We start from the raw sequence: 23,195 nt of genomic DNA, 5'->3' as shown, positions 1-23,195 counted from the left end.
GTTGCCCATAAAAACGTAACTTTACGTTCTGCTGTCGGTCCCAGAGACTGGGTTGTCTATACTAAAAGCAGCCTTAACATCGCCTGCAGTCAGTTACTGAGACCTACCTCCCGAGTAACGGACCATGAGGATCACCAGAAAATGTCCAATAAACTGAAAGAGTCCGATGTCACTCCGGAACATCTTTTTAATTGTTCGCGCCGGCAACTTATCCGCCTACTCGGCATTGGCGGTGCTGCGCTCAGTGCTCCGCTCAGCGCTCGAGCTGGCATCACGGACTGGTTCAGTGCGGATAAACAGCCTCCTCTCGCCTCACCGCCAACACCCATGCACTATAGCCAGCCGCCCCAATGGCAGGCGGACCTGACTCTGACCCCAGAATCCAAAGTCACCGGCTACAATAATTTCTACGAATTTGGCATGGATAAAGCCGATCCCGCCGCCAATGCGCGACAGTTTAAAACCGAACCTTGGAAAATCACCCTTGACGGTGAAGTTCACCAGCCGATGACCCTAGATATGGATCAGCTCTTTAAACAGTTTCCGATGGAGCAGCGTATTTATCGTATGCGTTGTGTGGAAGCTTGGTCGATGGTGGTGCCGTGGATAGGTTTTAGTCTCGCTTCCCTGATTAAAATGGCCAATCCCACTAGCAATGCCCGTTATGTGGCCTTCCAGACGTTATATGATCCGCAGCAAATGCCTGGTCAACGTGACGGGTTGAACAGCGCAGGGCTGAACTATCCGTACGTGGAAGGGTTAAGGCTGGATGAAGCCATGAATCCACTGACTTTACTGACCACTGGGGTCTACGGAAAAACTCTCCCCCCGCAAAACGGCGCTCCATTAAGGCTGATTGTGCCGTGGAAATACGGTTTTAAAGGCATTAAGTCGATCGTTAAAATTAGCCTTACCCGGACACAGCCGCCCTCGACGTGGAATATCCTCGCTCCGGATGAATATGGTTTTTACGCCAATGTAAACCCGCATGTCGATCACCCTCGCTGGTCCCAGGCGACTGAGCGTTTTATTGGCCCAGGCGGACTATTTGATGTTAAACGTCAGCCGACGCTGATGTTTAACGGCTACGGTTCTGAAGTAGCCTCACTGTATAAAGGCATGGATCTACGGAGAGATTTTTAATGCCCCACCTTGCACCTTCTCGCCCGCGTCTGTCAGTGGTGATAGTGAAAACGTTATTTCACCTGCTGGCACTGTTGCCGTTTATCTATCTGCTGTTATCGGTGAGGGCCGGCGGGTTCAGTGCTGATCCCGCCAAAGATATTCAGCATTTCACCGGTCTGATAGCCCTGAAGTTATTAATGCTGACGCTGCTTATTAGCCCACTGTCCCGTTTACTGAAACTGCCGCTGCTGATGCGCTGTCGGCGACTTTGTGGGCTATGGTGCTTTGCTTGGGCAACTCTACATCTACTCAGTTATTACTTTCTTGAACTCGGGATGGGGAATTTGTCACTGCTCGGCGAAGAGATCGCACGCCGCCCTTATCTGACCCTTGGCATGATCAGCTGGGTTTTACTGTGTCTGATGGCCGTCACCTCTCTGTCAATACTGCGTAAACGACTCGGAAAGCGCTGGCAAATTCTGCATAACAGCCTTTATGTGCTGGCATTCCTGATCCCGATACATTATTTGTGGTCAGTGAAAGCATTATCCCTTCAGCCCTGCCTGTGGCTGGCTTGTGGTCTGATCCTCTGCCTGCTGCGCATCCCTGTGTGGTGGAAGAAACGCCATCAATAAACTTATCTGATTGGCTTCTTCGGCAAAATTCTGTTAAAAAGTGCGGCCGGTTAACAATCGGTGAACGTCTCGGATAAAACGACGAAGTTGCGGCGAATTTCCCCGAAAGCGGGTAACTTCCTAAAGACTTCCACCGGTAGTCGCTCTTTTTCGTCAGAATGGGTGACAAATCGCTGCCGGAGGAGTATTTTACGCGATGTCACTATTTTTGCAGGAGATAGCCACACGATGGCCGATAACTTTCATGTTTTGCTTCTGAATGGCCCGAACCTAAATCTGCTGGGCACCCGCGAGCCGGAGACCTACGGTCATACGACATTGCAGGACATTGTCAGTGGGTTAACGCAACAGGCACAGACGCTAAACGTGAAACTCAGTCACCTGCAAACGAATGCGGAATATCAGTTGATTGACCGTATTCACGAGGCAAAAGGCAATGTGGATTACATTATTATCAATCCTGCCGCATTTACGCACACCAGCGTAGCCCTGCGGGATGCCTTGCTGGCGGTTAGCATTCCTTTTATCGAGGTGCACTTAACAAACGTGCATGCCCGTGAAGCTTTCCGCCACCATTCCTATCTCTCCGATATTGCTGCCGGCGTCATCTGCGGATTTGGCCCCGACGGTTATCAATGGGCTTTACATACGGCAGTTAAACGCCTGTCAAATTCTAATTAAACAGAGTACGGAACCACACTCATGGATATTCGTAAAATTAAAAAACTGATCGAACTTGTTGAAGAATCCGGCATCGCTGAGCTAGAAATCTCAGAGGGCGAAGAATCAGTTCGCATCAGCCGCACCCCGGCTAACCCAGGCTACCCAGTGATGCAGCAGGCTTATGCCGCGCCTGCACCGGTTGCCGCTGCCCCAGTGGCCGCCGCCCCTGTCTCAGCTGAACCGGCTGCTGCCAGCAATGAAGTCAGCGGTCATATTGTGCGTTCTCCAATGGTCGGGACTTTCTACCGTACCCCAAGCCCAGATGCGAAACCATTCGTTGAAGTGGGTCAGAAAGTGACAGCCGGTGAAACTCTGTGCATCGTTGAAGCGATGAAAATGATGAACCAGATCGAAGCTGACAAATCTGGTGTTGTGAAAGCAATCCTGGTAGAAAACGGCCAACCTGTTGAATTTGACGAGCCACTGGTCGTCATCGAATAACGAGGCAACCATGCTGGAAAAAATTGTTATTGCTAACCGCGGAGAGATCGCACTGCGTATTTTGCGTGCCTGTAAAGAGCTGGGCATCAAAACCGTAGCCGTTCACTCCACAGCCGATCGCGATCTGAAACATGTGTTACTGGCAGATGAGACGGTTTGTATCGGCCCGGCACCGTCAGTAAAAAGCTATCTGAACATCCCGGCACTGATTTCTGCCGCAGAGATCACCGGTGCGGATGCTATCCACCCGGGTTATGGCTTCTTATCCGAGAACGCAGATTTTGCCGAGCAGGTTGAACGTTCAGGCTTTATCTTTATCGGCCCGAAAGCTGAAACTATCCGCCTAATGGGCGACAAAGTTTCCGCGATCAATGCGATGAAGAAAGCCGGTGTACCTTGTGTCCCAGGCTCTGATGGTTCTCTCGGCGATGACATGAACAAAAACCGTGAGATTGCCAAACGTATCGGTTATCCGATTATCGTTAAGGCCTCCGGAGGCGGTGGCGGCCGCGGTATGCGTGTTGTCCGCAGCGAAAAAGATCTCGAACAGTCCATTAATATGACCCGTGCGGAAGCGAAAGCCGCTTTCAACAACGATATGGTCTATATGGAGAAATACCTGGAAAATCCTCGTCACATCGAGATCCAGGTTCTGGCAGACGGTCAGGGTCAGGCTATCTATCTGGCAGAACGTGACTGCTCCATGCAGCGTCGTCACCAGAAAGTGGTTGAAGAAGCACCGGCACCGGGCATTACCCCAGAGCTGCGTAGCTTTATCGGTAGCCGTTGTACCCAGGCCTGTATCGATATCGGTTACCGTGGTGCCGGGACGTTCGAGTTCCTGTTCGAGAACGGCGAGTTCTATTTCATCGAAATGAACACCCGTATTCAGGTAGAGCATCCGGTCACAGAAATGATCACCGGTGTTGACTTGATCAAAGAACAGTTACGTATCGCCGCCGGTATCCCGCTGTCGATTAAGCAGGAAGACGTAGTGATCCGCGGTCATGCGGTCGAATGCCGTATTAACGCCGAAGATCCGAACACCTTCCTGCCAAGCCCTGGGAAAATCACGCGTTTTCACGCGCCGGGTGGCTTTGGTGTGCGTTGGGAGTCTCATATCTACTCCGGCTATACTGTACCGCCTTACTATGACTCGATGGTCGGTAAACTGATCACTTACGGTGAAAACCGTGAAGTGGCTATCTCCCGCATGACCAATGCGTTAGGGGAACTGATTGTTGATGGCATTAAAACTAACGTCGACCTGCAGTTAAAAATCATGGCTGACGAACACTTCCGTGAAGGTGGAACCAATATCCACTATCTTGAGAAGAAGCTGGGACTTCAGGAAAAATAACCCTTTCTGAGTCACTGCCAAGGCCGGATTTTCCGGCCTTTATTGTTTTTATTTTCCGTTGAGGTGATCGATGGACGCTCGTTTTCTGCAGGCCAATAAAGAAGCCCGCTGGTCATTATGGCTGACCTTGGCCTGGCTGCTTGTCTGGTCAGTGAGTGCCTGGCTGGGTGGCAATGCGCCCGGTATTTTTGGCTTCCCCCGCTGGTTTGAACTCTCCTGTCTGTTTGCCCCATTGCTGTTCTTAGCACTCTGTGCACTGATGATTCGGGTGATCTTCCGAGATATCTCATTGGAGGACCGCCCATGAATACTCAGCTAATCCTGCCGCTGCTGGGATACCTGCTATTAGTAGCAGGAATTTCGCTGTTTGCGATGCGTCAGCAAAAGAAGGCAAAAGGCGCTTTTCTTAACGAATACTTTCTCGGTGGCCGCACCCTGGGCGGTTTTCTGCTCGCGATGACACTGACCACCGCCTATGTCAGTGCCAGTTCGTTTATCGGTGGACCCGGCGCAGCGTATAAATACGGTTTAGGTTGGGTCTTTCTGGCGATGGTGCAAGTCCCTGCCGTCTGGTTATCACTGGGAGTGTTGGGAAAAAAATTTGCGATTCTGGCGCGACGCTATAATGCGGTCACCCTTAACGATATTCTGTGGGCCCATTTCCGCAGCAGTGTCGTGGTATGGATCGCCAGTATCACCCTGTTGCTGGCGTTTATCGCCGTGATGGCGGTGCAATTTATCGGTGGTGCACGTTTGCTGGAGAGTGTGGCCGGTATCCCTTATACCCAAGGATTGCTGATTTTCGGCGGCATTATCGCTCTGTACACCGCATTAGGTGGTTTCCGGGCCAGTGTCTTGAATGATGCAATGCAGGGACTGGTGATGCTGGCAGGGACTTTCCTGCTGCTGTTTGCCGTTATCCACGCCGCGGGCGGCCCGGCACAAGCGGTGGCGACCCTACAGCACATTAATCCGCAACTGACGGAGGTGAGTGGCGCAGGCGGCATTATCTCCGGCCATTTGTTAGCGTCCTTTACGGTACTGGTCTGTTTCGGTGTGCTCGGGTTACCGAACACGGCGGTACGCTGTATCGCCTACCGTGATAGTAAAGCCGTCCACCGTGGGATCTTACTGGGAACATTGGTCATGATGTTACTGATGCTGGGAATGCACCTTTCCGGCGCGCTGGGACGAGCTATTCTACCGGATATGGTAGTGCCTGACCTGGTGATCCCTGCGCTGATGATGAAAGTACTGCCGCCCTTTGCCGCAGGTATTTTCCTCGCGGCACCGATGTCTGCCATTATGTCTAATGTGAACGCTCACTTACTTCAGGCATCAGCGACCATCATCAAAGACCTTTACCTGCGGCTGTTTCCAGAGCGAGCCGCCAATGAGGCGCATATCCGCCGCCTCTCGACTTGGTTGACGCTGGGATTAGGGCTACTACTGATTATTACCGCCTGGCGTCCACCAGAGATGATCATCTGGCTAAATCTGCTGGCATTTGGTGCCCTCGAAACGGTATTTCTCTGGCCACTGGTGCTGGGGCTATACTGGCAGAAAGCCAATGCCGCCGGTGCAATCAGCAGTATGCTGTGTGGTGCCCTCAGTTATACCCTGTTGGTCAGCCTAAAAATTCAATGGTGGGGCTTTCACCCGATCGTCCCTTCCCTATTACTAAGCTTGGTCGCGTTTCTAATCGGTAACCGACTGGGTAAACCCATATCCCGGACATTACCCTCCGGGATGGAGCAATAAAGAGATACGCTATGCCGTGGATTCAAATCAAAATTAATACGACCGGTGCCAATGCTGAGGCGATCAGTGATGCACTGATCGAAAATGAAGCTGTTTCCGTTACCTTCCAAGATACCCACGATAACCCGGTATATGAGCCGCTCCCCGGGGAGACTCGGTTATGGGGTGATACCGACGTGATTGGTCTGTTTGATGCTGAAACTGACATGAAACAGGTGGTGGCCATACTGACACACCATCCGTTATTAGGTGCGGATTTCCATCATAAAGTGGAGCAGATCGAGGATAAGGACTGGGAACGCGAGTGGATGGATAACTTCCACCCGATGTGTTTCGGTAAACGGCTATGGATCTGCCCGAGCTGGCGCGAGGTGCCGGAGCCGGATGCGGTTAATGTGATGCTTGACCCCGGGCTGGCCTTCGGTACTGGCACTCATCCAACCACCTCTCTGTGCCTGAGCTGGCTGGATGGCCAAGACCTGAATGGCAAGACAGTCATCGACTTTGGTTGTGGCTCTGGGATCTTGGCGATCGCCGCACTGAAACTCGGCGCAGCACAGGCTATTGGGATCGATATCGATCCACAGGCGATTCAGGCCAGCCGTGATAATGCTGAGCGTAATGGTGTTTCCGACCGTCTGGCTCTTTACCTCCCGGAGCAACAGCCAGATAACCTGAGTGCCGATGTGGTGGTCGCTAACATCCTGGCTGGCCCACTGCGTGAGTTAGCGCCGCTGATCAGCGTCCTGCCTGCCAAGGGGGGGAAACTTGCCCTGTCCGGTATTCTGGCCAGCCAGGCTGACGATGTTTGCGATGCCTATGCGGATAAATTTGACTTAGATCCGGTGGCGGAGAAAGACGAATGGTGCCGTATTACCGGCCAGCGTAAATAACACCGCCTCTATTGACCGATAATCTACCACCGGCACAACGGCAGTGTAATCTGTGGATGTGCCGGTTTTTAAGGTAGATTTAATCTCGTTATGCCAGAAAATGTGGACGCCCGCCCTGTTTTTTCACTATCGCCATGGCGAACTGCAAAGAAAACATTTCGAGATTTCCGGCAGTTTTATTCACTAATTCTTTGAAATTATTATAAATCTTAATTTACTTACCCTCGTCTTCGTTATCCTGTCGATCACTGCCGCGATATTGTTCAAAGTTTGGCCTTTCATCTTCACAAAAAAATGCGTAATATACGCCGCCTTGCGAACATATAAGGTCATCTCTTTCCCATGCGCATTGGTCCATACCAGCTCCGAAACCGACTGATCGCCGCGCCTATGGCCGGTATTACCGACAGGCCGTTTCGTACGTTATGTTTTGAGAATGGTGCGGGCATGACAGTCTCTGAAATGATGTCCTCTAACCCGGAAGTGTGGGCGAGTGATAAATCCAGACTGCGGATGGTGCACAGTGATGAGCCTGGTATCCGTTCGGTACAAATTGCCGGAGGGGACCCTGATGAAATGGCGGCCGCGGCACGAATTAATGCTGACTCTGGCGCACAAGTCATTGATATCAACATGGGCTGTCCGGCAAAGAAAGTGAACCGTAAGATGGCAGGTTCAGCACTGCTTCAATATCCGTCGCTGGTCGAATCGATTCTGCGCTCGGTGGTCAATGCAGTGGATGTACCGGTTACTCTGAAGATTCGTACCGGCTGGGATACCGAAAATCGCAATTGTATCGAGATTGCCCAATTGGCTGAGCGTTGTGGTATTCAGGCGTTAACGATTCACGGGCGCACCCGTGCATGTCTGTTTAACGGTAACGCAGAATACGACAGCATTCGGACAGTTAAGCAGAACGTTTCCATTCCGGTTATCGCGAATGGAGATATTACTGACCCGCATAAAGCCAGGGCTGTACTGGACTACACAGGGGCTGATGCCCTGATGATAGGCCGTGCGGCTCAGGGAAGACCGTGGATCTTCCGGGAAATCCAGCATTATCTGGACACAGGGGAGCTGCTTGCGCCGAAGCCACTCGCTGAGGTGAAGCAAATGCTTATCGGGCATATACGTGAACTGCACGACTTTTACGGTCACCGCAAAGGATATCGTATCGCCCGAAAACACGTTTCCTGGTATTTGCAGGAACATGCTCCTGATGACCAGTTTCGGCGCACATTCAACGCCATAGAGGATGCCAGTGAACAACTGGAGGCGTTGGAGGCATACTTCGAAAATCTTGCGTAAACGAAAAAAAGAGCTGAAAGAACTATGTTCGAACAACGCGTAAATTCTGATGTACTGACCGTTTCTACCGTGAATTCACAGGATCAGGTAACTCAAAAACCCCTTCGTGACTCGGTTAAACAAGCACTGAAGAACTATTTTGCTCAGTTAAACGGTCAGGACGTCAATGACCTGTATGAGCTGGTATTGGCTGAAGTTGAACAGCCACTGTTGGACATGGTGATGCAGTACACCCGTGGCAACCAGACCCGTGCAGCGCTGATGATGGGAATTAACCGCGGAACTCTGCGTAAGAAACTGAAAAAATACGGCATGAACTGATTGTTCATTCATTCGTAACGGTTTGAAAAAAAGGCACTTTCCTGACGAGGACAGTGCCTTTTTTGTTTAGGCTGACTTCATATCGCGGCTTTCTGTGGTTAACGTCAACCACTCCTGACGGGTGATTTCCCACAACTCCGACGCCATTTCGCCACCAATATACTGCTCTTGTCCGGTGCGAATTAAACGCATACCACTGCTCATAGACATTTTACGTGATGCCGCATTATCTCGGGCTTTCGGCACGCGCAGGACCGGTTGCTCCAGTTCCGTAAACCAGTACTCCGTGACCACCCGACAGGCTTCTGTCATATACCCACGGCGATGCCAGGCAGGGTCCAGCCAGAACCCACGGTGATTATCTGCGGTTAACGACAGAGAGATCACCCCGATCAGTTGCTGAGGTGCCTCTTTGCGGCATATCGTCCAGAACCAGCCCTCGCCACGGGTCATCGCCGGTAAGGCCACATTATTCACAAATTGTTCAGCGCCGTCTGGCGGGTATGGCCAAGGAAAGCGTGCGGCCAGGTAGCGAACGATTTCCCATTGGGGAAAGCATCGCTGTATCTGCTGAGCATCCTCCGCCTGTAACGGACGCAGGAGCAATCGCTCAGTGTCAAACGTCGGGACTGTCATACGGCACTCCTGTCATCTGTATCACTTAGACTGCTCCGCCCCTAGACGGAACAGCCTCTGACCGACTTACTTTTTCAGATAAAGATCTTTGGTCTGGTAAAAGCCCAAGGCAGAAGGTGCAAAGCCTCCTACGTCGGTTTTCACCATATAATCCTGAGCATCATAGAAAATAGGAATAGCCGGTGTTTCATTGGCGGCGATATCCATGGCTTTCTGATAATGGGCCGCGGTTTCTGCCGGGGTTTGCGCAGACTGTGCCGCCGAGATCTCGTTATCGTACTCTTTATTACTGAACCCGCCGGTATTATTGCTATCACCGCTGCGGAACGTATTCAGGAAGGTCGAGTATTCGTTGTAATCCGCCCCCCAGGTATAGCGTACCAACTGGAACTGGCCCTGATGCATGGTATCCAGCATCGACTTCCATTCCTGGTTTAGCAGGCTAGCCTTGACGCCCAAGGCACTTTTCCACATCGAGGCAGCGGCAATGGCAACACGCTGGTTATCATTGTTATTGTTGTACAGCAGTGAAAAACTCAGCGGGTGAGCATCGGAATAGCCGGCCTGCTTCAGCAGTTGCCGCGCTTTAGCAATGCGTTGGGTTTGGGTCCAGTGTGCCCAGTCCGGAGGCGTGACCGTCACACCGCCCATGGACAGAGGCGCGATGGTCCAGGCCGCAGTACGCCCCATCCCAACGACTTTTTCACTGATAATGTCTTTGTTCAATGCCAAGTTCAGCGCCTGCCGCACTTTGGGATCGTTAAACGGGGCACGAGTACTGTTGATATCAAAATAGAACACACTCAGTTGAGGCGCGACATACACCTGGTCTGGCTTTTCTTTCTTCATCCGAGCGAACTCAATCGCCGGGATGGTTGAGGTAATCGTGATTTCACCGGACAGGTAACGGTTCAGTTCGGCACTGCTGTCACTGATCGGTAAATAGGTCACCTGATTAATCACCGTATGGGCGTTATCCCAGTATTTGGGGTTACGTTTCAGGGTAATTTTTTCATTCACAACCCAGTCACTGAGCTGATAAGCACTGCTGCTGACCATATGGCCCGGTTGTGTCCAAGAATCACCGTACTTTTCGACATCTTTCTCGCTGATCGCAAACAGCGAGGGATGCGCCACAAATTGCAGGAAATAGGATACCGGCTGATCCAGGACTACTTTGACCGTAGCAGCATCCGGTGCTGAAACGCCCAGTTTATCGGTCGGCATTTTTCCGTCAATCACCGCTTGGGCATTAAGAATATGTGCATTAGCGGTGAAAGAGGCATAAGGAGAAGCCGTTTTCGGATCGGAAAGACGACGCCAGCTATAAACAAAGTCCTGAGCCGTGATCGGTGAACCGTCAGACCAGGTTGCGCCGGGACGGATATGGAAAGTCCAGGTTTTGTGATCGCTGGTCTGCCAAGAATCCGCCAGCGCCGGGATCACCTTACCATTATTATCGACCCGCACTAGTCCCTCGAACAGATCATTAACGATCGCCATTGAGCTGTTATCTTCCACTTTATCCGGATCCAAGCTTGCCGGCTCGGCGCCATTACCCCTGACCAGGTTCTGGGTTGCTGCCAGTTGTGTACCGGCAGGCACTGTGGCTGAGAAGGCCAAAGAAGAGAAACAGAGACCAGCCAGCGCCGCAGACAGACAGATTTTATTGAGATGTAGACCTTGCCTTTGCATAACATACCCTTATTTTATTGATAATTATAAGGTTATGAATACCATAGCTATAGATGAAATAAAAAGTCTATCTTTGAATAACCTGACATCAACTCTGGCGGTAGAACAGTTGTGCTAAGTAAGCGCTCATCGGCGTTAAGGCAGTATCACGGCGCTGGATAAGATAAAAACTGGCTTTTGGCAGCGAATGGTCAAGGTCCAGCGCAACCAATTGACGGCTGAAGTGAGGGTCAGTCACTACATCCTCTGAGAGAATGGTCACGAAATCACTGTTCGCCACTAAGCTGATGCAGACCATAAAAGTTTCACAATTGATCATCACCGTAGGGGTCATATTGATCTCGGCGAACATCTCCTCCAGCAACCGATAATAGCTCCCTTTCGGGGTGGGTAGCGTCCAGTCACAGTGCCGTAATTCATGCAGAGATCTGGCCTGCGCGCAGGGGGCCACGTCTGACCACCACCCGATACTCTTTCTCTAAGATGCGCTGATAACTGAGTTCATTATCAAAGTTATGTTCATCATAGGTATTTATGGTGAAATCAAGCAACCCTTGACGTAACTCCACCAACATGGAGACCAATTGTCCCTCTGTGATCCGTACCTGGACGTTCGGATATTCATGATGAAAACGGGTTATCACCTTCGGCATAATGGTACGGGCAATACAGCTACCTACGCCGATATTGACCTTCCCTCTCCCGAGTCCCAACTGCTGTTTGAACCCCTCTTGGGCTAAACGTAACTCTTCCAGCATCAGGCTGGCATGCTGATAGAAACGATGGCCGATATCCGTAAGTCCGGAGATGTCCCCGAGTTACTGATCGAACCGATGAAAGGGATGGTGGGATTTATCGTGATGGTATTCCCGCTTTCCCAGTTTGTGGCTTTCTTTAACTGGAGCCATATGGGCAAATTTATGGCCATCGGGCTCACTGATTTGATTGAAGGGGCCGGGGCCAGTGGTGCTCCAGCCTTTATTGGCCTAATGTTTCTCTCCTCTTTGCTGTGCATGTTTATTGCCAGCGGCTCGGCCATCTGGTCAATATTGGCTCCGGTATTCGTACCGATGTTTATGCTGCTCGGGTTCCATCTAGCCTTTGCACAGATGATTTTCTGTATTTCAGACGCCGCGGTGCTGCCACTATCGCCGATGTCTCCTTTCCTGCCACTGTTTCTCGGCTTTTTACAGAAGTATTTTAAAGACGCACAACTTGGCACTTACTACATGCTGATATTTCCATACCCAATTCTCTTTTATGCCACCTAGCTGGTACTGGTGCTGTTCTGGTATCTGACCGGCTTACCCATCGGTCCCGGGGTCCATCCGCAATTATCCAGCTAAACCCGCAGACGGGGGCATCAGCCATCGTCCTTACTCGCTTCTCCCCCTCCCGGCAACCCCATCACTGATGCCGATTCCACCTGTCAGCGTCGCTGATGAGTATGGTGATTATCCCTCAATGCTTTGAGCACAGTTGTCATTCCGTACTGTACAGCCGCACAGAATTACTTTAAAAATTAGTTTCTTTTTATTCTATTTTGAGACGTCAGGCTGCCAACAGGAAACATACAATGGACCACCCCCGCCACGTTGCCGATGAGATGAGTCGCTTTCACCATGAGGATTATCCTTTTCACTGGATTGTGACCGTTCATGCCAGATATACCCAGTTGATGGAAATTGAACTTAAGAAAATTGATCTGGATGTGTCACGCTTTCGTATCCTACGTCTGGCAAGAGACTACGGTGTGTCCAGCATCACCCGTATCTCTGAGCATGCCATTATCAAGATGCCAACGGTGGTAAAAATCGTTTCACGGCTGAAAGATGAAGGATTGTTGGAAACCCGTACTAGCGAAAATGATGGGCGTGTGACGCTGATTGCGCTGACCAGTGCCGGAATTGAGCTATTGGACAGTGCCATGCTTAGAGTACAGAGTGTCTTTGATAAAGCCTTTGAAGGGATCTCAGCGCAGCAGGCAGAACGGATGAATATGTCTCTGGCGATGATCCTTTGCAATATGAATGAATAACCCCACCAGCATTCCCCTCATTAAAAAACTTGAAAAGTATTATAGATAAATGATGAGGGGATAACTCCCACCCACTCATTCAATTATATATAAATTATATCTATTACAATAATATAGCAGAAAAAACCCACTTCTTCGAAAATCACTTTCCTATGAAATAATAATTCCGTATGACCGCAACTACTTGAATATTACTCTATATAGACTGACTATGATTCATACAAATCGTGACGGCAAAGTACCTCACCTGTAGACGGCAGACATTATTATGAGCAATGAAAACAGCACTAACCATAATACATCCGGCTTTATCACCCGAATGACCCTCGGCAAGGGCCGCTACTGCTTTGCGGTGAAAGACAGTATCGATATTGCAGGTTATCCCACCTGTTCGGGTAGCCGTGTGTACGCCGATGCAGCACCCGCAGCACAACATGCAGAGGTCGTGTCCCAACTCCTACAACAGGGTTTTCAATGTTGTGGAAAAACGACTCTTCATGAATTGGCTTTTGGTGTCACGGGGATTAACCCGTGGTTTGGGACACCACTCAATCCACTTTACCCGGCCTTAATCTCTGGAGGCTCTTCCAGTGGATCAGCAGCAGTGGTCGCCGCTGGAGACGTCGATTTTTCGCTGGGGACCGATACCGGTGGCTCAGTCAGAATGCCTGCTGCCTGCTGTGGGATTATCGGGTTTAAACCTACCTTTGGTTTAATCAGCCGTAAGGGGGTTTTACCGACTAAGTCGTCATTAGATTGTGTCGGTGTTTTTGCCACCGATCCGCTTATGATCAAAACGGTGATGCAGGCTATCCACCCCCATGCTCCGGCCAATAATGACTCTGTATTAGCACCTGCACGACAGACGGGTCTGGCACTGCCTGAAATCGAAACAGTGATCGATAACTTCTTATCATCCAAAGGAATAATCCCGCAACAGACTGATATACCAGAAATCAGCTCAGCACATCAGGCGGGTATTACAATCATTGGCTACGAAAACTGGCAGGCCTATGCCGAGATAGTCGACCACCCTCTGCTCTCAGAAGATGTTCGTACCCGTATTCGCGCGGCCTCATCTTTAACTACCGAACAACTCGCAAACGCTGAGCAGGCCCGTTCTCAGACCTGCCGCGCAATCGATTCCGTTCTGGAAGAACACCGTTTTCTGCTACTCCCCGCCTTGCCAGAACTTCCGCCGACACTAGAGGAAGCAACCGACCCGTTAAATGTCGTGAATCTCACCCGCCTGGTACGCCCCTTTAACCTGACGGGCCATCCAGCAATTGTACTGCCGGTGGGAGAAATTAATCAGCGGCCGGTCAGCCTGCAAATTGTCGGACGCAAAGGGGATGATCTGGCATTAATTGACTATGCCATTCAGATAGCGGCCAAACAGAGTGTCAGCGCATAACTGTATCGAGACACACTCGGAGGGGTGAAGTGTGACAATCACTGAACAGGAAATGAGGCTGCGGCTTTCACGCCTGGAAACAGAGCAGTCCTTAAAAAATGTCATGAGCCAGTATATGCATTTATGTGATGACCTCTCGTCACTGGCTGTCACCGAACAAATTTCACAGTTATTTACTGAGGATGCTGTCTGGGAAGGTATTGGGGAATTATATAAACACAAACTCGGTAAATATCAAGGACGTCAGGCTATTCAGCAAATGATGCAAGGCTACGTTAGGACGCCGCCGCATTTTTCTATTAATGTCCATTTTCTTTGTTCCGAATATACCGAAGTTATTTCCCCCACATCTGCCTATGGGCGCTGGAAAATGTTACAGACATCCACCTTTAGTGGTGGTGGCTCACATCTTAATTGTGCCGAACTAATCGTCACATTTTCTTTAATTAATAATAATTGGCTGATTAACCACTTTACTACCCGAAACCTATTCAGCAGGCCAATAGATTATCTGAATTCTGATAAAAATTTACCGGTTCCTGATATTAACAGTCAATGAATTACGCTGGAGACACTAATGGAAATAATTCCAACCACGACCTTAGATTCTGGGTTAACGAATAATGATATTGCGGCACTGGTAGAGCACGATCGTGTACATACCTCACTGTATACCTCACCGGAATTGTTCGACCTCGAAATTGACAGGATTTTTAATAAAACCTGGGTGTGGGTTGCTCACGAAAGTGAAATTCCTGATGCGGGTAGTTTTAAATCATCGATGGTCGGTAAACAGCCGGTTATCGTCGTCCGTGACAGAAAACGTAATATCAATGTGTTACTCAACCGTTGTCGTCACCGTGCGGCCACTGTGTGCGAGCATCAGAAGGGTAAAACCAATAACTTTGTTTGTCCTTACCACGGCTGGGGATACGGTCTGGATGGTGCATTACGTGGCGTGCCTCACCCTGAAAGCTATGAAGATACCCTTGATAAAGCCAATCTCGGCTTAGTGAAGTTACGTACTGAATCCTACGGTGGACTGGTTTTTGCTACCTTCAACGACGATATCGAGCCATTGGATACGTTTCTTGGACCGGCGAAAAAATGGATCGATCTGTTCAATAAACAGGGGGCTGGCTATCCAGTGGAAGCAACCACTGCGCATAAGTTCCGATTTCCAGGTAACTGGAAAATTCAGCTGGAAAATACCACCGATGGTTACCACTTCCCTATCGTGCATAAGTCTTTCCTCAGCTCAGTCGATAAACAGACTGAGGATATGCTCAACTTTGTTGACGGCAGTGGCTATGTCGAAGATCTGGGGAATGGCCACAGTGTCATGGTAATGATTCCTGATCTGATTGATCTGGAAGACAATCTTGAAGCCGATATTCCTGACCGTTTCCTCAGCCTAGCCCAGGCACTGCGCGATGAGGGCCACGAGGAGATGCAGGTACGTAAAATCGTCAGAGCCGTCGGAGGCAGCGGTTTTAACCTCAACCTATTTCCGAATGTCGCGTGTTCAATGGCCTTTTTCCGAGTACTGCAACCGATCTCGGTCAAAGAAACTGAAATCCACCACATGGTCATTACGATGAAAGGCGGCCCGGTTATCGCAAACCAAGCGCGCCTGCGTATGCACGAGCATTTCCAAGGGCCGATGGGTTTTGGTACCCCTGATGACTCTGAAGCTTGGGAGCGCGTTCAACGAGGTTCAGGCGCTGGCGAAGCATTGTGGATCATGCTGAATCGCGGTTTGCCGGGCGAAACCCCCACAGAAGATGGCTTAAAGAGTGATGTCAGTGCAGAAACGGGTATGCGTGCTGCCTACCAGAAATGGAAAGATTATATGACCACCGGGGAAGCGTAATAATGACCAATAATGAACTCTATCAGGACGTAATCAACTTTCTGAATCTGGAGGCTGACCTGCTTGACCAGGGAGAATTTAACCAATGGCTCACCCTGTGGCAGCAGGAAGGTCTGTACATTGTCCCCATCGATCAGCAAACCACCGATTTTGCCAATGTGCTGAATTATGCCTATGACAACCATGAGATGCGTCAAAAGCGCGTTCACCGTCTGTATAGCGGCGAGTCTATCTCGACCACTCCTCGGGCTCGAACTATCCGTATGGCAGGCCGTCATCGCATCGTACGAGCCGATGAACAGAGCGTTGAAGTCCGTTGCGCGCAATCATTATGGGAGTATCGCAAAGGGAATTCCCAACATTATGTGGCTGATCTGACCTATACCCTGGTGCGTGCCGGTGAAGGATGGTTAATTGCGCAGAAGGTCGTCCGTACCATTAACGGCGCTGATTTCCTCCGAAGTATCGGTTACATCATCTAATTTCTGGAAAAAAGCCGTTTATCATTAGGTTAGCAGTAAAGGATCAGTGTATGTCAGATACCATTAAGTTACAGGTGACCCAACGCGAACTCCAAGGCGAAGATGTGCTCGTCATTTCCTTGGCTTCTGCTGACGGTCAGGACCTGCCGACATTTACCGCCGGAGCGCATATCGACCTTCATTTTGATGATGGGATGGTACGCCAGTACTCTCTGTGTAGCAGCCCAACTGACCATAAGACTTGGCGTCTCGGTATCCTCAAAGCACCGGAGTCGCGTGGGGGGTCTGTCGCAGCACATCGTTTGCAGGCCGGGGATGAAGTGATGGCCAGCCTGCCACGTAATCTTTTTCCGCTGGATAAAACGGCCTCTCATACGTATTTATTCGGGGGTGGAATTGGTGTCACGCCAATGCTAGCAATGGCTGATGAATTACACCGCGAGGGCCACTCCTTTGAGCTCCATTATTGTGGCAAAACCCGTAAGCGGATGGGATTTGTTGATGAGATGACACAGGGGCTGTATGCCTCGCAGGTCCATTTCCATTTCGATGACGAGGGCGAAGAACAACGTTTACAGTTAGCAAATGTACTGAAGCAGGCCCCTAACAATGCCCATGTCTATGTTTGTGGCCCAGAAGGATTTATGGATTGGGTTATCAACACTGCGCTGGCCAGTGATATACCCGCCGGCCAAGTACATAAGGAGTATTTTAATAAGGAAGCCGATGCCAGCGGTGATGCCTTCGAGGTAGAACTGCCGGAGCAGGGGATCACGGTACAGGTCAGAGAAAATCAGAGTATTGTCAATGCACTCAGCGAAGCAGGTGTCCGTGTAAAAGTCTCCTGTGAACAGGGGATCTGCGGTACCTGCTTAGCGAATGTGTTAGAGGGCGTACCTGATCATCGTGACAGTTATCTGACGGATGAAGAGAAGCAGGATAATGATCAAATTATCCTCTGCTGTTCACGTTCAAAATCGAAAAAGCTGGTCATTGAGGTTTTTGAAACTGAGTAACACACTGAGGAAAATACAGATAACTGAATAGGAATCACGGGGAATATCAATAACGGATCGGTGCTTCCCTCTGACCAATAATCAGTCAGGGCAGAGACTTTCTCCGGCAGTCAATAATAAAAGGATGTCGTTATCTTTGTCTTACTCCTTAAATAATAACCGCATCACCTGCATGAGAATACGTTATGAATGAGAAAGTGATGACTATGGATATCCCGAATAACGCATCAAAGGACATGCGGAGAATTGTATTCAGTTCACTGCTGGGAAATGCCCTAGAATGGTATGATTTTTTTCTCTATGGCACCGCAGCTGCACTTGTCTTTGGTCCGTTATTTTTCCCTGCCCAGTCTGATCCATTAATAGGAACGCTACTAGCCTTTTCTGGATTTGCTATCGGTTTTGTTGCTCGGCCACTGGGTGGTATTTTATTCGGCCATATTGGTGATAAATATAGTCACAAAATGACTCTAATTATTACTTTAGTACTGATGGGCGCGAGTACTTTTATTATCGGTGTATTACCCACCTATTCTCAAGCCGGCCTGATTGCTCCAGCATTACTGATTCTGATGCGATTCATTCAGGGCGTTGCGTCAGGGGGAGAATGGGGGGGCGGGGTATTAATGCTGAGTGAAAATGCGCCGGAAAATAAAAAAGGCTATTATACTGCCTGGAGTCAAGTGGGCGTATCCGGTGGATTTGTACTGTCGGCATTGGCTTTTTATCTGATCAACCTGTTACCCCATGAAACGATAATATCTTGGGCATGGCGTCTGCCCTTCCTAGCCAGTATTGTGATTTTCGTGTTGGGTATTTATATCCGGAAAAATATAAAAGAAAACCCTGACGTCGTGGCTGCCCGTGCTCGCAAAAAAGCGGAAGGAAAAGCCTCCAGCGTTCCACTGATGCTTATTCTCAAACGCTATCCATTGCAGGTCCTGCAGGCTATCGGTTTACGTATGCCGGAAAACGGCGCGATCTATATTTTCTTTACCTTTTCTATGGCTTACGGACAACATATCGGCCTGACTGGTAGTACCATTGTCGGAGCCACCGGAATTGCGATGACTGTTGAGCTGTTTGCTATACTTTTTTGGGGATCAATGGCTGATAAAATTGGCTTTAAAACCGTGTATTACATTGGTGTCATTGGCCTACTGATCATCGCTTTTCCGTTCTTCTGGCTATTGAACACCGGTGTGCATGAATACATTATGCTGGCAATGATCCTTGGGCTACCTTGCTGTCATGGAGCCATGATTGGTGCACAGCCGTTTATGATGGGTAAACTGTTTCCTACTGAAGCACGTTATACTGGGCTGGCGCTGGGTCATGAACTGGGGGCCTTACTGGCTGGCGGATTTGGCCCAATGATTGCTGTCGCACTGTTGATCAAGTTCAATGCGTCATGGCCAGTATCCCTGATGTTAATTGTTTTTGCAGTGATCGCGATTATCACGCTGGTGAGTATTCGCCCTGATAAAAAATCTTCGTAACCCTCTGTCCGTTGAGGTCAGATACAGTTCCCTTTACAGGAGATGAGTATGCCGGAAGTCGTTGTCTTTGCTGTGGAAGGCCGCAGCAGTGAGCAGAAAAAGAAACTGATGAAAGATATTACCGACGCCGTGGTCAGTAACTTTAAGGTTGACCCTGAGGTGGTAGTGGTCTCAGTGGTTGAAACCCCTAAGCAGCATAAGTCACGGGGCGGTATTCCTTTCGACGAGCAGTAACGTCTTTGGCAGGACACATCTTCGTGTCCTGCTTCTACCTACCGTTATATTTGGGTCATCGCTAAGGTGGAAAAGGTACTGAGCAAACTGACCAATTCCCTGATCGACTCGGTCTGATAGCTGACCGTCACTCCGTCCTCTCGCTCCACACCAGGGATCAGCGCAAAGACATCTGCTAATACTGGGCGGGTCACCAATAATTCTAGCCGATAGGGTGTCGTCACGATAGGCGACACGGCTATCCTACACTGGCGTACTGCCTGTTCTGCCGCGGCAGTAATAGTTTGTCCAGCCTGCTGTGGACTCATTGATTCCGCAGCCGTATTGGAAATGGCTCGTTTCACACAGGCATACGCAGTCTGCGGATAATAGCGGTTAATCCACTTTTGTAGATGGTCATCCCCACTCACCAGTAACAGTGGTGTGCCCTGTTCTGCGGCCGCAGCGGCATAGATATCGGTTTCGCCCATCACCTGACCATTAATTTTCACCCGCCAGAAGGCGCGGCTGTTAATCGTATGAGCCAGTACGCCGGTTTCCCCAGCAGCAGTATGAAAGCCAATACACATCATCCCGTCGAAAGCCTGCTGCTCAATACCTTCTATCATCGACAAGGCACGGGGTTTCCCCTGTACCAGCCGTGCGCGTGAGTCGAGCATTGCGGCCCGGAGGTTAGTCATCTGCGCGTGACTGTCAGCCACCACAACTTGACTGGCTCCCCCACGGAATGCCCCCTCAATGGCAGCGTTCACTTCCTGCTCCATCAGACTTCGGGCAATCTGATACTCGGCATGGCCGGGAGAACATTGCTCAGGACGCATTACCCCGGCAATGCCTTCAATATCTGCTGAAATAAAGATCTTCATTGTATGTGTTATCCCTCTGGGATCGTTATTCACAATGCGGCAGCCAGCTGATCGAGAAGATCTGCAAGTGCCGGACGATGATGCCCGCGAAAACCGGTGACTGCTTCAGCAGAGAGTAAGGCATCCACTACCGCGTGTTCAGTCGCATCGGCTGCCGCAGCCAATAGCGGTTCGATCTGGGTCTCATCAACCGTTGATTCTGCCCGTAGGGTTGAAAACGCGACGGCAATATCTCCAGACCCATGTCCCCAGTAGCTACCAATACGGCCTAATCCCGCGCCGGCGCGCCGGGCAATCCGTTTGAGTTGCCGAGCATCGACTGCGGCATCAGTGGCAATCACAATAATGATCGAACCGGCATCTTTCTGGGGGATCAAGCCAGGGACTAAGGGTGCCAACCGATCTCCTATCCTGACCCCTTGCAAAGTCAGGTGATCCAGAGTCCCAAAGTTGGCCAAAACCAAAACACCGAGAGTCGCCTGTAACGCAGGGAGGGATCGGGATGCCGTACCGATACCGCCCTTGAGGGAAAAACAACTCATACCACGACCCGCTCCAACACTGCCACGTGCAAAACGGGTGCTGGCAGATGCCAGCGCCTGCTGTGCCATTTCTTCACTGACGGCCAGTGCTTGGATATCATTCAGCCAGCCATCATTACACTCCAGTACCAGTGGATTGACGGTCGGCAGTTCGCGTCCAAGCTGAGGATTATCACGCAGCGTGGCTTTCACCAAACTGGTAAACAGGGTTCCCACCGCAAAGGTATTACTGAGCAGTACCGGCGTTTGTAGTTCCCCAAGCTCGTCAATCTGGGTCAGACCGGTCGGTTTCGCAAATCCGTTAAGCACGGACACACCGCAGGGCAGAGGTTTCTGGAAGAGATTATCGTGACTCGGCACAATTGCCGTTACGCCAGTCTGTATTTCGCCCTGTGCCAGTGTACTGTGACCAACACGCACACCGGGAACGTCGGTCAAGGCGTTATGTTTACCCACCGGCCCGCGGGGAAAATTGAGGCATCGGTGATCTCGCCAGTACCGGAGTAACGCCAGTTGTTGCTGGCGCTGAAGTGCGCTTATCGCCATGATTATCCTTCATACTCAATAGGCAAGCGTTGCCTTGAGTCATTAACACGTTATAAAAACAGCATACGGAATTTAGGATAAGGCGTAAATGCAGAGGATAAGTAAGGAGATGCTAACAGAATAGAGGACAAGCCCGCAGCAGAGAGCATACGGGCTAATACGACGATTATTTTAGACGGGCAGTGATATCCGCAACACGGGCACCGTATTGACGGGCAGTGGCTAAATCACCGGCAGGGATCTGGTCTGCCCCAGCATCCGAAGGTGACTGGACCAGTGGCCCGGCAGATCCCCCCAGGTTATTGATATCTTCGCGGGTTGCCGCAGTGGTATTAGCCGGTAATACACCTAGACTGACCCAAATCCCGCCGTGCTGAGCCGCCAGAGTCTGGAAGAAAATAAGAGTATTTTGTTTGTCACCGTTTAGGCTGGCACTGTTAGTGAAACCACCGAACACTTTGTCCTGCCACAGACGTGCAAACCACGGCTTTGAGCTGGCATCAGCGAATTTCTTAAACTGCCAAGGGGCGCTACCCATATAGGTCGGCGCACCGAAAATGATCCCATCGGCAGCGTTTAATCGTTCCCAATCTTCGGCACTGATGTCGCCATTGTTATCGATAGCAATTAAGGCCGCTTGTGCGCCTTCAGCAACACTCTCAGCAACACGCTGGGTGTGGCCATATCCGGAAAAATAGACAACGTAAATACCAGACATAATTACCTCTCTGATCATTAAGCTACCGTCACAATAACGGTAGAAGTATAAAAGGAAAATTCCGCAGAGAGCCTGCGACACTCAAAAAATTCAGCTAACCCGAGAGTATCACCTACCACTACAGCTGCCTGTCAGATAAAGGTGAAAACGAGAATTCAGCACACTCGCTGGCGACGGGCGTATTGCGGTAACAAGTGTTCAAGCATAGTACAGAAAAACAAAGCTGACACCTAATAGGGTAACGCTTTGATTTTAATTATGTTAATCGATATTTCTTCGCAGATAATTGTGCCGTATTGCACCGAGATATCATCCCACAGCAGAAGAATTCAGGAAAATATTGCGGTCATCATGACCTATGGCAGGACATTAAACAGAGGCTGGTTTACTATAGGCTGAAATAGTTATTGGAGAGAAAAGCGTGCGTATATTCAGCCTGATCCTTCTCAGTGTACTCCTGACTGCCTGTGCCGCTAAAAAGGAAAAACCCCCACAAACGAAAGCGACCCCGACCGGACAGTGTTCTGGAAGCGGCCAAGTGATCAGCTGCCAATGGAACAGTGTGCCTGCCAGTAATATGCAGCAGTAATCACTGATATGCTTAGGCTGCCGTTGTTGATTCAAGCTCCCTCATTTACTGCATAAGCCTACAGAGAAATGCTACGCAGCTTATGGCATGGGCGGAGGCAGAATGGTGTCGAGATTGAGGTAACTCGATCGCGTTACGAGGCAATCTCAAAGAGGGGTGAGACAGGCTATTTTTCCGCTCCAATGCAAAAAGGCCATCCTTACGGATGGCCTTTTTGACTGTTTGGATGCCTGGCAGTTTACGGCTCACTGCGTTCACCGCCCTACGGGCCGTTGCCGCAGGCAACGTTCAAAAGCACGCTTTTGTCCTACTCTCGCAGCGGGAGACCCCACATGAGCGTTGTTTCGGCACTTATTAACGCACTTCACCGCTTATATTTGCCCCAATGCAAAAAGGCCATCCGTAAGGATGGCCTTTTTGACTGTTTGGATGCCTGGCAGTTCCCTACTCTCGCATGGGGAGACCCCACACTACCATCGG

Annotated in this window: 23 protein-coding genes and 2 pseudogenes; 19 read left to right on the top strand and 6 right to left on the bottom strand. The window is 50.1% G+C overall.

The window, feature by feature from the left end:
- Positions 1–141: 141 nt before the first annotated feature.
- The 10 genes from msrP (at position 142) to fis (ending at position 8,567) form a co-directional block, all read left to right on the top strand.
- Positions 142–1,143 carry a protein-methionine-sulfoxide reductase catalytic subunit MsrP gene (msrP, locus tag DW47_RS0109800; protein WP_029686261.1) on the top strand — a complete coding sequence of 334 codons (1,002 nt, stop codon included), beginning with the start codon at positions 142–144 and terminating at the stop codon, positions 1,141–1,143.
- Positions 1,143–1,760: a protein-methionine-sulfoxide reductase heme-binding subunit MsrQ gene (locus DW47_RS0109795; protein WP_029686260.1), complete on the top strand. Its 618-nt coding sequence runs from the start codon at positions 1,143–1,145 to the stop codon at positions 1,758–1,760. The genes msrP and DW47_RS0109795 overlap by 1 nt, the downstream gene beginning before the upstream one ends.
- Before the next feature lie 228 nt (positions 1,761–1,988).
- A complete protein-coding gene (gene aroQ / locus DW47_RS0109790; RefSeq protein ID WP_029686259.1) occupies positions 1,989–2,441 on the top strand; it encodes a type II 3-dehydroquinate dehydratase in 453 nt (150 codons plus the stop codon).
- Positions 2,442–2,462: 21 nt separating this feature from the next.
- Positions 2,463–2,924, top strand: coding sequence for an acetyl-CoA carboxylase biotin carboxyl carrier protein (gene accB / locus DW47_RS0109785; protein ID WP_029686258.1), 462 nt, complete (start codon positions 2,463–2,465; stop codon positions 2,922–2,924).
- A 10-nt stretch (positions 2,925–2,934) separates the two neighbouring features.
- Positions 2,935–4,284 (top strand): acetyl-CoA carboxylase biotin carboxylase subunit, encoded by a 1,350-nt coding sequence (gene accC, locus DW47_RS0109780; protein ID WP_029686257.1) that lies wholly within the window; start codon positions 2,935–2,937, stop codon positions 4,282–4,284.
- Positions 4,285–4,354: 70 nt separating this feature from the next.
- Positions 4,355–4,591, top strand: a complete 237-nt coding sequence (locus DW47_RS0109775; RefSeq protein WP_029686256.1) for a DUF997 family protein — start codon at positions 4,355–4,357, stop codon at positions 4,589–4,591.
- The gene (gene panF, locus DW47_RS0109770; protein ID WP_029686255.1) at positions 4,588–6,045 is read left to right on the top strand and encodes a sodium/pantothenate symporter; all 1,458 of its coding nucleotides are present in this window, start codon (positions 4,588–4,590) and stop codon (positions 6,043–6,045) included. The genes DW47_RS0109775 and panF overlap by 4 nt, the downstream gene beginning before the upstream one ends.
- An 11-nt stretch (positions 6,046–6,056) precedes the next feature.
- Complete coding sequence (gene prmA, locus DW47_RS0109765; RefSeq protein WP_029686254.1) at positions 6,057–6,938, top strand: 50S ribosomal protein L11 methyltransferase; 882 nt, start codon at positions 6,057–6,059, stop codon at positions 6,936–6,938.
- 342 nt (positions 6,939–7,280) lie between these two features.
- On the top strand, positions 7,281–8,246 hold the full coding sequence (gene dusB / locus DW47_RS0109755) for a tRNA dihydrouridine synthase DusB (protein WP_029686253.1): 966 nt from the start codon (positions 7,281–7,283) through the stop codon (positions 8,244–8,246).
- Positions 8,247–8,270: 24 nt separating this feature from the next.
- Complete coding sequence (fis, locus tag DW47_RS0109750; RefSeq protein WP_000462905.1) at positions 8,271–8,567, top strand: DNA-binding transcriptional regulator Fis; 297 nt, start codon at positions 8,271–8,273, stop codon at positions 8,565–8,567.
- A 66-nt stretch (positions 8,568–8,633) separates the two neighbouring features.
- On the opposite strand, the gene DW47_RS0109745 is transcribed toward fis, so the two are convergent.
- The 3 genes and pseudogenes from DW47_RS0109745 to DW47_RS17265 all read right to left on the bottom strand — a co-directional run.
- On the bottom strand, positions 8,634–9,203 hold the full coding sequence (locus DW47_RS0109745; RefSeq protein ID WP_029686252.1) for a GNAT family N-acetyltransferase: 570 nt from the start codon (positions 9,201–9,203) through the stop codon (positions 8,634–8,636).
- A 66-nt stretch (positions 9,204–9,269) separates the two neighbouring features.
- On the bottom strand, positions 9,270–10,898 hold the full coding sequence (locus DW47_RS0109740) for a peptide ABC transporter substrate-binding protein (protein ID WP_029686251.1): 1,629 nt from the start codon (positions 10,896–10,898) through the stop codon (positions 9,270–9,272).
- An 88-nt stretch (positions 10,899–10,986) separates the two neighbouring features.
- Positions 10,987–11,698: pseudogene (locus DW47_RS17265) on the bottom strand (LysR family transcriptional regulator); the annotation flags it as partial.
- Between DW47_RS17265 and DW47_RS0109730 the strand changes: the two are divergent.
- The 9 genes and pseudogenes from DW47_RS0109730 to DW47_RS0109690 form a co-directional block, all read left to right on the top strand.
- Positions 11,690–12,244: pseudogene (locus DW47_RS0109730) on the top strand (AbgT family transporter); the annotation flags it as partial. The pseudogenes DW47_RS17265 and DW47_RS0109730 sit on opposite strands and share 9 nt — an antisense overlap.
- Before the next feature lie 230 nt (positions 12,245–12,474).
- Positions 12,475–12,936, top strand: coding sequence for a MarR family winged helix-turn-helix transcriptional regulator (locus DW47_RS0109725; RefSeq protein WP_029686249.1), 462 nt, complete (start codon positions 12,475–12,477; stop codon positions 12,934–12,936).
- 268 nt (positions 12,937–13,204) lie between these two features.
- Positions 13,205–14,350 carry an amidase gene (locus DW47_RS0109720; RefSeq protein WP_029686248.1) on the top strand — a complete coding sequence of 382 codons (1,146 nt, stop codon included), beginning with the start codon at positions 13,205–13,207 and terminating at the stop codon, positions 14,348–14,350.
- A gap of 31 nt (positions 14,351–14,381) precedes the next feature.
- Positions 14,382–14,909 carry a nuclear transport factor 2 family protein gene (locus DW47_RS0109715; protein WP_241430723.1) on the top strand — a complete coding sequence of 176 codons (528 nt, stop codon included), beginning with the start codon at positions 14,382–14,384 and terminating at the stop codon, positions 14,907–14,909.
- A gap of 18 nt (positions 14,910–14,927) precedes the next feature.
- Positions 14,928–16,223 (top strand): aromatic ring-hydroxylating oxygenase subunit alpha, encoded by a 1,296-nt coding sequence (locus tag DW47_RS0109710; protein ID WP_029686246.1) that lies wholly within the window; start codon positions 14,928–14,930, stop codon positions 16,221–16,223.
- A gap of 2 nt (positions 16,224–16,225) precedes the next feature.
- Positions 16,226–16,705, top strand: a complete 480-nt coding sequence (locus tag DW47_RS0109705) for an aromatic-ring-hydroxylating dioxygenase subunit beta (protein ID WP_029686245.1) — start codon at positions 16,226–16,228, stop codon at positions 16,703–16,705.
- Between the two features lie 50 nt (positions 16,706–16,755).
- Positions 16,756–17,721 (top strand): PDR/VanB family oxidoreductase, encoded by a 966-nt coding sequence (locus DW47_RS0109700; protein ID WP_029686244.1) that lies wholly within the window; start codon positions 16,756–16,758, stop codon positions 17,719–17,721.
- Positions 17,722–17,906: 185 nt separating this feature from the next.
- On the top strand, positions 17,907–19,220 hold the full coding sequence (locus DW47_RS0109695; RefSeq protein WP_420911400.1) for an MFS transporter: 1,314 nt from the start codon (positions 17,907–17,909) through the stop codon (positions 19,218–19,220).
- A gap of 48 nt (positions 19,221–19,268) precedes the next feature.
- Entirely contained in the window at positions 19,269–19,454 is a 186-nt protein-coding gene (locus DW47_RS0109690; protein WP_029686242.1) for a tautomerase family protein, read from the top strand.
- Between the two features lie 44 nt (positions 19,455–19,498).
- Here DW47_RS0109690 and DW47_RS0109685 read toward each other — a convergent pair whose 3' ends face one another.
- From DW47_RS0109685 to DW47_RS0109675, 3 genes are all read right to left on the bottom strand, one after another.
- A complete protein-coding gene (locus DW47_RS0109685) occupies positions 19,499–20,320 on the bottom strand; it encodes a M55 family metallopeptidase (protein WP_029686241.1) in 822 nt (273 codons plus the stop codon).
- Positions 20,321–20,349: 29 nt separating this feature from the next.
- Positions 20,350–21,408 (bottom strand): DmpA family aminopeptidase, encoded by a 1,059-nt coding sequence (locus DW47_RS0109680; protein ID WP_029686240.1) that lies wholly within the window; start codon positions 21,406–21,408, stop codon positions 20,350–20,352.
- 166 nt (positions 21,409–21,574) lie between these two features.
- Positions 21,575–22,126: a flavodoxin family protein gene (locus DW47_RS0109675; protein WP_029686239.1), complete on the bottom strand. Its 552-nt coding sequence runs from the start codon at positions 22,124–22,126 to the stop codon at positions 21,575–21,577.
- Between the last annotated feature and the right edge of the window lie 1,069 nt (positions 22,127–23,195).

Origin of the sequence: Tatumella saanichensis, from assembly GCF_000439375.1 — a bacterium.
In the GTDB taxonomy this organism is placed as follows: Bacteria; Pseudomonadota; Gammaproteobacteria; order Enterobacterales; family Enterobacteriaceae; genus Tatumella; species Tatumella saanichensis.
This window is presented reverse-complemented; position numbering and strand designations above follow the sequence as displayed.